This is a genomic window from Pedobacter sp. GR22-6, assembly GCF_037402555.1.
GTDB lineage: Bacteria > Bacteroidota > Bacteroidia > Sphingobacteriales > Sphingobacteriaceae > Pedobacter.
Genome location: NZ_JBBEUC010000001.1, coordinates 502,915 through 515,988 on the forward strand (window position 1 = coordinate 502,915; position 13,074 = coordinate 515,988).

Here is a 13,074-nt window from a genome sequence, read left to right on the forward strand (position 1 = left end):
TAATAATTACTAACTAAAAAAGAAAGGGAGCAGATATGACATAATTATTACTACACCTACAACAGATAGGCAACCACCTATCAACATAGTAAACAAATAAGCTATCAACTTAAACCAAACTCTTAATGAACCTATCACTTAGAAGGATTTTTCGACACCTACTATATCTAGCTGTATTTCTGTTCCTTTTAACGGATACTGTGCGTGCACAGCAAATTACGTTAACGAAGAACGAGTATACGCTTAGCGAACTCTTCTCGGAAATCAGAAGACAGAATAATTACGATTTTATATTTACAACCCCCCAGTTCAACAGTGCTAAAAAAGTATTTGTCAAAACAAAAAGTGCACAGCTCACTGATTTGCTGGACAATATATTTGCTAATCAGCAGATTAGCTATGTGATTCAAAATAAAACCATTGTAATTACCGATAATAAGGCAAAAACCAACAATGCCATCAAAAAGGAAGAGGTCATTAACGGCTTTGTTGGAACGAAAAACGGGAAGGTTGCAATCAGCGGGGTGAATGTAACCGTCAAGGGTACCAACATGGCAGTCGAAACCAAGAACGATGGCCGGTTCAGTATCAAAGTACCCACAAGTGCTGCAGCGCTTATTTTTAGTAAAGTTGGCTATAAAACGGTTGAAGTATCGATCGGACCTAACTCCGACTACAACGTGGCTATGGATGAAGATCAGCAAACATTGAAGGACATCGTGATAACGGGTACCGGGATTGTAAAAAAGGCTGGTACCTTTTCTGGTGCCGCTACTACAATTACAGGTAGCGAGCTAAAGGCGATGAATACGAACAATATTTTTGCTGGTATTTCTGCCTTGGATCCTTCTTTTAGGATACTTCAAGACAATATAGCTGGTGGTAATATCAATACTCTTCCTAATATTCAGATAAGGGGTCAAAATCAGTTGCCGAATTTGGGAAGCAATTTTAATCTTGATGTGAATCCCAATCTTCCCCTTTTTGTTTTAGATGGTTTTGAAGTTTCTTTGGATCGCGTATTTAACCTCGATATGAATATGGTCGAATCGGTTACCTTGCTTAAAGATGCGTCTTCCACATCTATATATGGATCCAGGGGTGCCAATGGTGTTATGGTGGTCACAACGATAACACCTAAACCGGGAAAGCTGATCGTTTCGCTGACGCATGATTTCAGACTCAATACGCCTGTACTTTCGGGGTATGATATGTTGAATAGTGAGGAGAAACTTGATTTTGAGCGGAGAGCAGGTTTATATAGTAGCGGGGCTAATGGAAGGCTAATGTTGTTGGATGACCAGTTATATAAATTGCGCAGTGATTATGTAGCTAGAGGAATTGATACTAAATGGTATTATTACCCTGTACAAAATGGCGCGTCCAATAGAACATCCCTCAATTTGCAAGGTGGAGATGCCGTAGTGCGCTACAATGTACAACTGACCACCGATCTGATGAGTGGAGTGATGAAAGGCCAGGATAGAAAAAACTATCAGGGAAATATGAACCTCTCCTATAATGTAAAGAAGATCCAGTTGAGCAATAATACCAACATCACCCAAACATTTTCAAACGAGTCTCCATACCGTTCATTTTCTAATTATGTGACCATGAACCCTTATTGGACACCATATGACGAAGATGGAGGCATGAAACGTTATGTAGAAAACGAGGTTTTATCCAATACCTTGTACCAAACAGCGAATCCCTTATACGATGCAGGTTTAAATTCAATCAATTCTGCAAATAGCCTATCGGTAACCAACAATACTTCGATGAGGTTTATACCCGGCAGAAATTTTTTTATAGAAACGAGCCTTAGCCTTAGACGTGAAAAAAATGGGTCGGATCAGTTCTTCTCGGGACTTGACTCGCAGTTTGCCAGCCAAACTGACTTGAGTAGGAGAGGCTCATATACAATAGGCAACGCAACAAGTACAAATATCGCAAATAATACAGTAGCCAACCTTGTCTTAGATTTTAATCGCCACCAAGTTACGCTAAGTGGAAGGGCGGCTGTCAGCAGTAACACCAGAGCTTCCAATACTATGGTCGCCGAAGGTTTCCCGACTGATCAATTGGATAACATTTTGTTTGCTGCGCAATATCAGCCTAACAGCCGTCCCACTGGCTTCGAATCCATTGTCCGAAACCTTACTTTCACAGGGTCTGGAAATTACAGCTTTGATAGTAGACTATTTGTTGACGCTAGTTTGACGCGCGACGGAGGATCTACCTATGGAACGGACAATAAGTTCGGTACTTTTTGGTCTACCGGAATTGGCTGGAACTTACATAATGAGAAATTTATTACCAATAAAGACCTGATAAACATCTTAAGGCTTAGGACTAATTATGGATATAGAGGATCGATGAATCAAGATGCTTCTGCATCTCAATTCAGGTATAATTTAGGCACCGGAACGAGTTACTATGGCGCAATAGGCTCTACCTTAGCGGGCATGGCCAATCCCAATTTAACCTGGTCAAAAACCAAGACCCTAAATTTGGGATTAAATGCAGTGTTACTGAGAAATAGACTCAACCTGACTTTGGATGCCTATCGCGACAATACCGAAGGCGCCATTATGGCGGTAAGCATAGCTCCTTCTACGGGCTTCACAAATTACGCCGAAAATATCGGGACAACACAAAATACGGGTTTTGAGTTCACCGTCAATTATCAAATTTTAAATAATGCCCAAAATCGGCTTCGTTGGACTGTTAGCCTAAATGGATCGAGAAATAAGAACATTCTAAAAGAAATGTCGGATGCACTGCGCATTGCCAATGAAATATTGACAAGGAACAACGCTGCCCAGAATGTTCCCAATCAGCAATTCCAGGTTGGACAGTCGATGTCTGCATTGTATGTCGTACCTTCTTTGGGGATCGATCCTGCTACAGGATGGGAAGTGTTTAAGACATTGAGCGGGGAGCGTACTTATGTTTGGTCGGGTACAGATAAAGTTTCTGTTGGTGATACCAACCCCAAATGGAATGGAAATTTTGGAAGTAACCTGATGTACAAAGGATGGACGGTAAACGTAAACTTTGGGTACCGTTTTGGAGCCAAACTATATAACTCAACTTTGCTTAACCGAGTGGAAAATGTGAATCCAAGAAATAATGTCGACCGAAGAGCCTATGAACTTGGTTGGACCCAGCCAGGTGATGTAACACAATATAGACGGATATCAGCAATTTCGGGAGGAACTCAATTAACCTCTAGGTTTGTGCAAACGGACAACACCATTGTGCTGAGCACACTTAACCTGGGATACAATTTTTCCAGCAGTAGTTTAATTAAAAGGCTTGGGCTGGCTTCTTTAGACCTGCTAGCCGGTCTACAGGATGAAGCTGTTCGTTTTAGTAGCGTACAATATGAGCGTGGTACTGCGAACCCTTTCTCGCGAGGCTACAACTTCACCTTACGTGCACGTTTATAATTTGAAAACATGATGAAAAAAAATATTTATCTCTTAGGCTTCCTTGCATTGCTGATGAGCTTTGTAAGTTGCAAGAAATTTTTAACGGTTAAGCCCGCTACTCAGCTCACAGAAGAAGATGCTTTTGCTTCTGAAGCAGGTTTCCAGCAGGCGTTGAATGGTATCTATGCACAAGCGGCAAGCCGTAGCCTATATGGTGATAACCTTACCATGGGATTTGTATCTGCATTAGAGCAGGATTACCTGTTAACGGCAACAGGTGCGACGCACCGCGAGGCAAAAACTTTTTCCTACACAGCAGCTGCAGTAATGTCGACAACCAATAGCATTTGGACAAGCGGTTACAACCTGATCGCTGGTGCCAACAAGATCATCTCGTTTACCGAGAGCAAAAGATCGTTGCTAAGCAACACAAGTTATGCAACGATCAGAGGAGAAGCTTTGGGAATGCGTGCATTAATGCATTTCGATTTGTTAAGATTATTTGGTCCCGAATACACGGCTGGAGAGAATAAAAAGGCAATTCCTTATGTGGATAAAGTGAGCCAATTACCCTTACCGGCGGTTACTACAAAAGTGCTAATAGACAAGGTTTTGGCAGATCTTGCCGAGGCTGCCACACTTTTAAAGGCCGCGGATCCTATTGTCACCAATACAAAGGCTCGGAAAAGCGTGATGAACTATTATGCAGTGAAAGCACTTGAAGCTAGAATTCGCATGTATGTTGGTGATAGAACAGGTGCCCGAACGGCTGCCTTAGAAGTAGTTTCTTCAGGAAAATTCCCGTTCGTAACTTCTACGGCAGCGTCGGCAGCAGCAGGTTCCAGAGATCGGCTCTACCTTCCCGAACTCGTACTGATGTTCAGGGTACGCGACATCGCAAGCTGGGCAGATAATGGTACTTCTACGTACTTCAGGTATTTTACGACCATTAATGATAAATTTACCACCAGTCAGGCTAATTTTAATTCACTTTACGAAACCGCCTCAGGCGGTGCGACCGATCTAAGGTATCTATATCGTGTTGAACTGGATGGTGGTTTTCAATTTCCTTCTAAGTATTGGCAAACCAATAGTGTAACTATAGCAAATACTTTAGATACCAACCGACTTAGCCAATTGGTGCCAGTGATCAGACTCTCAGAAATGAACTATATACTTGCCGAAACAGCGGGAACGGTAAGTGAGGGTATTGGGTATTTAAATGCGGTAAGGCAAGTGAGGGGGCTGCCTGCGCTTGCTACAACGGGCACAGCCTCCTACCTGGAAGCCGAAATTCAAAAAGAATACAGGAAGGATTTATACGCGGAAGGACAGCTATTTTACTATTATAAGCGTAAAAATGTGATGCGTATGCAGTTTATGACAGCGGATATTCCCTCCCTTGCCATTTATACCCTGCCCATTCCACTACTAGAATTAGAATATAACCCAACTTATAAATGATAATGATTCAAAAATTATGAGATATTTAATCGCTATTGCATTAGCTTGTTTGTTGTTTGCCTGTAAAAAGGAAGAAGTACCTTTTTATTCGGAAAAGGACGGTATTGCATTTTATACCAGTACTGTTGAGGGTGCAGATTCTACTTCCTATTCTTTTGCCTTCAACGTTACGCCGAAAGTTCGTGACACGGTCTATTTCAATATGCGGGTAGTCGGACGTAAAACTGACCACGATCGCATAGTAAAAGTAGTTGCTGGTCCGGGAACCACTGCAAGGTTAGGTGTGGATTTTTTGTTGCCCGAGACTAAACTGCCAGCAGGTAAGCTCGAGCTCAAATACCCAATTATCTTGCTAAATTCATCAGAAATGACCACTAGAAGCTTCGACATCGTAGCTGATGCGGCAGAAAACAACGATTTTATTTTGGGAGCCATTGGCCAGTTACCAGTATTTAACAATACCACAACCATTAACAAACTCAGAGTTAAAGTTTCGGTAACCAACAGACTTATACAGCCAGCGTACTGGCCAGGTGTACAGGGGATTTTTGGTGCTTTTAGTCAGATAAAGCTTAAGTTCATGATCGGCGTTCTCGGCATGAGCGATTTTTCGACACTTACCGTAGATCAGCAATTTAACCTGCCCGTCAAACTTAGGCAGGCTTTAGCTGATTATGAAGCCACAAACGGACCGTTAATCGATGAAAATGGATTGCGCGTTACTTTTTAACATGATTTAAAGAATAGCATGAAAAAATATAAAATTTTAAGCCCGGGGTTCTTCACCATATTGATGGTATTGTTGGCCTGCAAAAAATACGATCAACCTTACAATTATAAAAAAATTGACGATATTAAAATCAGTACCTCTGCTGTAAATAACAGATTTACAGTAGTTATCAATGATACGCTAAAAATCGAACCAGTTATTGCGGAAACCAATCCGAGTAACGACGAATTTGAATATGAATGGCGTCTTCTCGAGCAGATAACACCTAAGTTTTGGGTAATCTCACAGTCAAAGGACCTAAAAGCTAAAATTGATATTCCTGCGGGGTCTTATTACTTAGGTTTTAAGATCACCAATAAACGAACCGGTCAGATTTTTACTTATCAGGGCATGGTATCGGTGATATCTCCATTTAATGCAGGTTACTACGTAACCAGCAATGTGGGGAATCAGGGGAAACTATCTTTTATAAGGGCAAGTGATGACATGATTTTTTACAGTGCACCAGAAGAAGTAAATGGCAATAAAACATATCCTGGCAAAGCCCTCTTCGCCGATAACAGTGCTGCTACTGGAACTTTGGTATGCTATTTTACTGACCAGGGCATTTATCGCTTTACTGCGAACGATTTTCTGGAGAATGGCAGAGATGCACAAGTGATGGATGGTGCAAAAAAGTTTAGTCGCGCACCAATAGCCTATGGCGACGGGGCATCAGCATGGGAGGTGTTCATGATGGGCGACGGTGATCTACATGTAGGCATTGGAAGTACTATGGCTTCATTCTATGGAAATAACTTGCTTTTAGCGCCATTTTCTGCACGGCTGGTAGGCGACTATTCACTTTATAGTGGCATTTTTGTTACGTCGTCGACTACGATGTTCTATGATAATAAGTTTAAGCGATTTATGTATTGCCCTACGCAAGGCCGAAACCTAACTATCGCTCCAGCCAGCCTAACGTCTGTATTCAATGCAGCTGATGTAAAAATGACCTTGATTAGTTCAGATGCTGGACAAGCTACCAATGAATACTATTACCTGATGGAAAACGCTGCCGGGGTTCGTTATCTTTTAGGAACTTTAAATACAACACCCAATTTATATCAAATAATTGGAAATAGTCCAGACATAGGTACTGCTACTGTTATAGCAGCTTCCAAGCTCGTTAAACATGTTTATTACGCTTCTGCAAATAAACTATATGTATACGACATGCTTGCTAACTCTTCGAGGTTAGTTTATACCTATCCTTTAGGTTATGTCATTAAAGATATGAAAATGGATCGTAGTACAAGTAAGAGGCTGGTGTTGGGAGTGTCGAAAAGTGCATCTGAAGGTGAAGTACACTATTTCGACCTTGATAATTTAGGAGCAGCTGTCGGTAATTCACCAGTAAAAACCTTTAAGGGTTTTGGGGATATTGTAAGTGTAAATTCAAGATAATGAGAAAAAAACTTTATTATGCTTTGATCGCGCAAGTGAGTCTGTCTATGGTCAATTTGAAATTAGCAGCGCAGACTTTAGCAGCCGATACTTCCTTATCCGGGATCTACAACTTTGTGAAATCTGCTACCGATGCCAAACGCATGGAAATGATGACCGAGCTTTTCATGTCGAAGGTTGCTGATAAAAAAGATAGACAAACGGACCAATGTTGTAAGTCTGTGGCCATTGCCTATGCCTGTGAAGGAAATTTAGAAAAATCTATGTACTGGTTGGACAGATGCAATGAACGTTCTACAATTAATTTGGCAATAGCTACGGTGATGAAAGAGTTACTGACTGCTAAGCGTACCGATTTGGCGGAGCAGTTTTTGGCTGCTAAAGTAGTGACTTCGAATTTAGAGAAAAATAAGCTCGATGTGCTACGTGGCGAGCTCCTTTTCGAGCAGGGTAAATTCGCAGCATCCTTGCCTTTGTTAAAGCCTGCCTTCGAAAGTACCGGAGAGGGGGCCGAACGTTATGCAACTGCGCTGTTAAGCTCAGGCTTTTCGGACCAGGTCTTTAACGAGTTTAGTCAAATAGTTGCCAACCAGCTTTATTTAAGCGATAACCTCAAGGAATTTGCTAAAGAAAAATTTCGAAAGAAATTTGGAACTGCATCCCGACTCTCGGCTATTTTTGACTCCACCTCGGTAGTTCAACGCAGCATAATGGATGAACATGCGGCGAAGATGGCCATCAGCCAGGCATCTCCCAATTTTGAACTCAAGGATTTGAACGGCAGGATAGTATCGCTGAAAGCTCTACGTGGTAAGACCATATTCATCGATTTTTGGGCAACATGGTGCGGACCTTGCGTCTATTCCTTTCCGGGCATGCAGAAGGCCGTCGATTATTATAAAAATGATTCCTCTGTAGTTTTCCTATTTGTCCATTCTTATGAAAGGGTGCCCAATGCTACAGAAGAAGTTAGGCGTTACGTAAAAGATAAAAAATACCGGTTTGACGTGTACATGGACTTAAATAGCATTGTAGCAAAGCAATTTAATGTTAAAAGTTTGCCCACCAAATTGGTTATCGATAAAGATGGTGTAATCAAGGTGAGAAGTGTCGGTTTGATCAAGGAAGACAGGGCCATTCCAGAAATCAGGGCAATGATTGAGCTAGCTCGTAAAGGAAGTTGAGGTGCACAATATCTAGCCTTTTAAGTTTAGTACGTTGGTTAAAATCGTTAGTTAATTGCCATTTATTTCCCAAGCCGATTCGGGCTTGGGAAATATCAAATCGCAAATCCAATTATGTCATTCACGAAAAGGGAGCACAGCAGTAGCCAATAATTTTTATGCATCTTAACCAGGATTAACAGATATCAAAGTACATATAAAATAGTTGAAAGCCATGCTTGGCCTAAATTTTTGCTTCGGAAGAGCGAAAATGGTGATGACGCAGATATAAGGTCATTGATAGGCAAGGCAGCAACATTGGTCATTGATGGGGCACAAAGATCCAATTTGTGAGCCTATGCAGTTGGTCGGCAACTACACTCTAGGATTATAAATGCCATAAGTAACGGTGGGAAACACATGAAGTTTTTTATTCGAACGTCTGTTTTTGGTATCGGGAATCAGATTTTTGAAACTTTCCAAGGCAGCTGGAGTTGCCTTAAATGTTATGTTTTCCTGTGCCATTACCCAGACCGGAATTATGATGTAAGCGTTTTTATAAGGTTTGAAGGTTACTTGTTTTTTTGTTTTCAAATAAGTTGAGACACTCTTTAAAGAAACTATTTTATCTAAATTGGCAGCTCCCTGGGTAAAGGCTACCTTTTCTATAACTCCGTTTTGATTGGTTTCAATCACTATTGAAAACAAGGTCGACCTCTCATCGATCGGGACACCAAAGAACATATATTCTATAGAAAGCAACGATACTCCTCCGCCTTTGCCATAATCTAGGCAGTCCGAAACCACTTTGCTCATTTCATGGTTTTGTGCAAAAGCGTGCTGGGATCCAAATAGGAAAATGATGAGGAATAATTTCCGAATATTCATAAAAGAGTTTTTAGGCAAGAAAAAGCAATGAAATGAGGGTGCCGATGACAAATCGGTATTTCTCAATAAATTCGCTGTAGAAAAAAGAGCGTGGTTCAGTCATGTTTTTACGATAAAAGTATGGAATTTAGCGCTCAGCTTTGGCATCTAGTGGAACTGGTCAATATGTCCCGAAACAGGGTGGTCAGTTTTTTTCTCCGAAACTTACAGTTTCACAAACATAAACATAATCAAGAAAATTTTGGTGCCCAGTAGCAGTAACATTTAGGTAAAGTTTTTTTTGTTGGTTATATGTTAAAATTGACCTGCTGCAAGATTGTTTTTTTATATATGTTTGCACCAAATTAACGTAATATATGAAGAAAACGCTTTTTAGCTTTGCTCTCGCAATTGCTACGCTCTCAGCTAGCGCTCAGGAGAAAACCACAGACTCAGAAAAAACCTTTAAACCTGTTGCCGGATCATTTGCAACCGAACTCAATTTTAACCCCTTTAAAGGAAACCTTAGTCTCAACAATTCCCTCAATCAAATTAAAGTCAGGTATTTTGTAAAAGATGAGCTGGCCATCAGGTTGGGTGTTCATGTCAGTTCGAGGGATACCTCAATCAACACAGGAACACCTTATGGAACACAAAGTAACTTTGTAAAAGATGACCGAAAGAGCTCTACTTTTGCAATAAACCTTGGTATTGAAAAACATTTTAAAGGAACCTCCAGACTTTCCCCTTATCTGGGTGCTGATGTCACATTTGGCAGTAGGTCTTCAAGCCAGGAGATTGTAAACAGTCAAATTACCTACAATATCAAAAATGCCTGGATGCAATCTGTATATACGAGCGGAAACCCGCCGTATTATGTCTCACAAGCTGTAGAAACTGCCTATCGCAAGTTTGGACTTACAGCAGTGGCCGGATTTGATTTCTACATGGCCCAGAATTTCTTTATTGGTTATGAGTTCAACCTGAGTTACATGAATACCAAGTATAAAATTCCTGAAACCACGGTGACTGGCAATGTTCAGAACAATCCGGCGCCAATGGAGGGGAGCAACGAAAGTTCTACGTTCGGAACCTCATTGATGAATGGTATCAGAATTGGTTACGCTTTTTAACGCCCGGACATGAAAAGATTTATTTTAAGTATGGCAGTGTTGCTGGCTATTGCCAGCAGTTGCAAAAAATCAGATGACTTTAGCGGTCCTCAGGTTCAAACGGTGTCATTGACAGCACTATCGCCTACAACCGTGGTATTTACTGGTAATTTGACCAAAGTAGGAAAACCTAAGGTTATTGACCATGGCTTCATTTATTCCAACAACACCAATACGCTGGACGAAACCACTGGGATCATAGTATCTTTAGGTGCTGATATCTCAGAAGGGAATTTTACTAAAACTGTAAATGCGCTCAAAATCAATAATTACAATAGTTATCAGAATATTATTTTTGCGCGTGCGTATGTTAAAGACGAAAAAGGAACCGCTTTTGGTGCAGTAGTGAATGTAACTTTGCCAAGCCCTTCAGCAGGTAATATCCAGCCTTCATCAGGTAAGTCTGGTGATGTGGTGACGATAAACGGGAAATTCTATAGTCCGAATTTATCAGACGTAAAAGTTGCTTTTCAAAATATAAATGCCAAAGTAATCTCTGCTAATGATACTGAAATCGCGGTAGAAATCCCGACTGGAATCCCTGCCCGACATGGTTATACAATTGGTGTATCGGTAACTATTGGAAATATTCCTGTGATTACATCCAGTAGTTTTACCATTCTTGCAAATGTTAAGGATTATTCTCCAAAATCTGGTCCTATAGGTACGATGATTTCCTTTACGGGCGATAATCTTTTGGCAGAATACAGCAATGGCAATGCCTTTGTAGTTCATTTTGGAGAAAAGCAAGCATTAATTGTGTACGGATCCCAGATGCAGACGCAAGTTCCTTCAGGTTTGAGTGGTAAAACACAGGTATCTATAGCCTATAATGGTCAGAAATTGCTCTTACCTGGTGAGTTCACAATATCTCCTTCAGAAATTAGCAGGGTGACACCGGAAACAGTGATGCCGGGAGAGGTACTCCGGATCTACGGAACTAACTTCCCCACTCAGCAAAATTCGTACGAGAGCAATCCGATGGTTAAGCTAGGTAATGCAGCTTATGAAAATGCCTATTATGACTATCAGGGTTATTATAATTTTAGTGTACCTGAGAATACTCCTGAAGGATCGCATATACTTACACTAAAACTTGGTTCAACTGAACTGGCTGCACCTCAAAAAATCACAGTTAGGGGTTACTCAGTTAGTGGTTTTTCTCCTCAAACCGGGGCCCCGGGATCTGTGGTTAACATTACGGGCAACTTCAGGACAGGAACTGGTTACTATGTGTTTTTTGGTGCTTCCCAAGTCTATGCTGAAGCTACTTCGGCAACCAATCTGCGTGCAGCGGTTCCAAACGGAATAAATGCAGGAAAGGTAAAGTTGTCTGCTCAACTTGGAAACAAAAGGTTTACAGCGCCCGGAGAGTTTGAGGTTAACGGTCCATCGATAACTTCATTTTCTCCTACGGCTGCTATAGCTGGAACCATCATTACAATCAAAGGATCTGGATTTTATCCCGGTGATTACTACACCACTGTTAAGTTTGGCACCATCTCGATCCAGGCGATCAAGGTAACTGAGAATACCATTACCGTGGCTGTGCCGTCTAACCTGAACCCTGGTGCAATGAGGCTGACTATTGTAACCGGTGGACAGGAAATTATGGCTGACGCAAATTTCACTGCTACTAATTAACACTTGTTTAAATAATTGATAGCATGAGGTTTTCTCTTTTTGGGCAAACCTCATGCTTCTTGTATTAAGCCTTCCTTACGAGCTAACTCATGCGCGTAAAATTTAGTCGCCATGTTTCGCTTTTGAAATTTTATATACAGTTTTGCTAAAATTATTTACTATGGACGAGGGAAAAAATAATTTATAACAGTGTCTGAATTGAGTGTAGACAACTTGATGGGGAAATTGGGTCTGAATAGGGAAGATGCCGCAGAATTGCTATTTCAGATGGGATATGGCATTACTAAAACTAATTTACCTGGCTCATAAAAACATCAGCCAAAAGTGAACAATGCCATTAAGTAACTGGGGCGTTACTCACCGCCCTGACACAGTTTATTTTACATACCCATAAATGTCATTTTGGTTTAGATACTCCTTCATGATTCCTGATATCTGAAATAATGTACTTGCATTATTCATTCCAGCCCCGCTAACCAAAGTAATAGCAACATTTGCTATTTTAGCATCGATTGACTCAGGAAGCAGTATTAACTCACTGGTAATAAAAAACTCTATTAGATATTGATGTCCTTCTTTAGTAGTAAGAGGTATTACCTGATCTAGTGCCATCAATCAAATAAGCGCACTATTTTTTAGGAAAGTACTTAGTTTTAGATGCAAGCAAGGCTTCCTTCTTAGCATCTTTTTCTGCTTGAAGTTTTCTGACCAAGTCCAATAGTCCTTGAGAAGGATTTTTGATATGTAATGCTTTGTTTGTCATTATATGCAAATATACTAGTTTTCTCTCACAATAACCAAGCTGTCATTGAGAATGCTATCCTTGAAACTCCCAGGTAGGACAATGTATATCGAAATTTAGAGCTTACGCTTGATTTACTATTTCTTTGATTTTATATATATTTAGCGCAAATCGCTTATATGAAAGATGATAAAAACAAAATCGTAACTCCAGTAGCAGATCTGACTACAGACAGTTTAATGGAGCATTTGGGCTTAACCTTCGAAGAAGCCAAATCATTGCTTTTTCAGATCGCAAAATCTCATGGCGTGGAGGTCGAACCAATACTTAGTCAAAAAGGGGAGGAATTGCTCAATAAGTTACCAAAAAGCCCTTCCGGTGAGAAACGTGATTATTTGAATTGATAGATAAT

11 protein-coding genes are annotated in these 13,074 nt (G+C 40.7%); 8 read left to right on the forward strand and 3 right to left on the reverse strand.

What is annotated here, in order from left to right:
- The first annotated feature begins 125 nt into the window (after positions 1-125).
- From WAE59_RS02255 to WAE59_RS02275, 5 genes are read left to right on the forward strand one after another with little or no spacing between them, the layout of a single operon-like run.
- On the forward strand, positions 126-3,452 hold the full coding sequence (locus WAE59_RS02255) for a SusC/RagA family TonB-linked outer membrane protein (protein WP_337854299.1): 3,327 nt from the start codon (positions 126-128) through the stop codon (positions 3,450-3,452).
- Between the two features lie 9 nt (positions 3,453-3,461).
- A complete protein-coding gene (locus WAE59_RS02260) occupies positions 3,462-4,898 on the forward strand; it encodes a RagB/SusD family nutrient uptake outer membrane protein (RefSeq protein ID WP_337854300.1) in 1,437 nt (478 codons plus the stop codon).
- 16 nt (positions 4,899-4,914) lie between these two features.
- The gene (locus WAE59_RS02265; RefSeq protein WP_337854301.1) at positions 4,915-5,628 is read left to right on the forward strand and encodes a DUF4843 domain-containing protein; all 714 of its coding nucleotides are present in this window, start codon (positions 4,915-4,917) and stop codon (positions 5,626-5,628) included.
- An 18-nt stretch (positions 5,629-5,646) separates the two neighbouring features.
- Positions 5,647-7,074 carry a PKD-like family lipoprotein gene (locus WAE59_RS02270; protein WP_337854302.1) on the forward strand — a complete coding sequence of 476 codons (1,428 nt, stop codon included), beginning with the start codon at positions 5,647-5,649 and terminating at the stop codon, positions 7,072-7,074.
- Entirely contained in the window at positions 7,074-8,258 is a 1,185-nt protein-coding gene (locus WAE59_RS02275; RefSeq protein ID WP_337854303.1) for a TlpA family protein disulfide reductase, read from the forward strand. Before WAE59_RS02270 ends, WAE59_RS02275 begins: the two co-directional genes overlap by 1 nt.
- Positions 8,259-8,612: 354 nt before the next feature.
- Here the strand turns inward: WAE59_RS02275 and WAE59_RS02280 are convergent, their stop codons facing one another.
- Positions 8,613-9,125: a hypothetical protein gene (locus WAE59_RS02280; RefSeq protein WP_337854304.1), complete on the reverse strand. Its 513-nt coding sequence runs from the start codon at positions 9,123-9,125 to the stop codon at positions 8,613-8,615.
- 356 nt (positions 9,126-9,481) lie between these two features.
- On the opposite strand from WAE59_RS02280, the gene WAE59_RS02285 reads away from it, so the two are divergent.
- A complete protein-coding gene (locus tag WAE59_RS02285; RefSeq protein WP_337854305.1) occupies positions 9,482-10,237 on the forward strand; it encodes an outer membrane beta-barrel protein in 756 nt (251 codons plus the stop codon).
- 9 nt (positions 10,238-10,246) lie between these two features.
- Entirely contained in the window at positions 10,247-11,920 is a 1,674-nt protein-coding gene (locus WAE59_RS02290; protein WP_337854306.1) for an IPT/TIG domain-containing protein, read from the forward strand.
- A gap of 375 nt (positions 11,921-12,295) precedes the next feature.
- Here the strand turns inward: WAE59_RS02290 and WAE59_RS02295 are convergent, their stop codons facing one another.
- Both WAE59_RS02295 and WAE59_RS02300 read right to left on the reverse strand, forming a co-directional pair.
- Positions 12,296-12,532, reverse strand: coding sequence for a hypothetical protein (locus tag WAE59_RS02295; protein WP_337854307.1), 237 nt, complete (start codon positions 12,530-12,532; stop codon positions 12,296-12,298).
- Between the two features lie 16 nt (positions 12,533-12,548).
- Positions 12,549-12,683, reverse strand: a complete 135-nt coding sequence (locus WAE59_RS02300) for a hypothetical protein (RefSeq protein WP_337854308.1) — start codon at positions 12,681-12,683, stop codon at positions 12,549-12,551.
- Positions 12,684-12,841: 158 nt separating this feature from the next.
- Here WAE59_RS02300 and WAE59_RS02305 point away from each other — a divergent pair, with 158 nt between their 5' ends.
- Positions 12,842-13,066: a hypothetical protein gene (locus tag WAE59_RS02305; protein ID WP_337854309.1), complete on the forward strand. Its 225-nt coding sequence runs from the start codon at positions 12,842-12,844 to the stop codon at positions 13,064-13,066.
- The last annotated feature ends 8 nt before the right edge of the window (positions 13,067-13,074 follow it).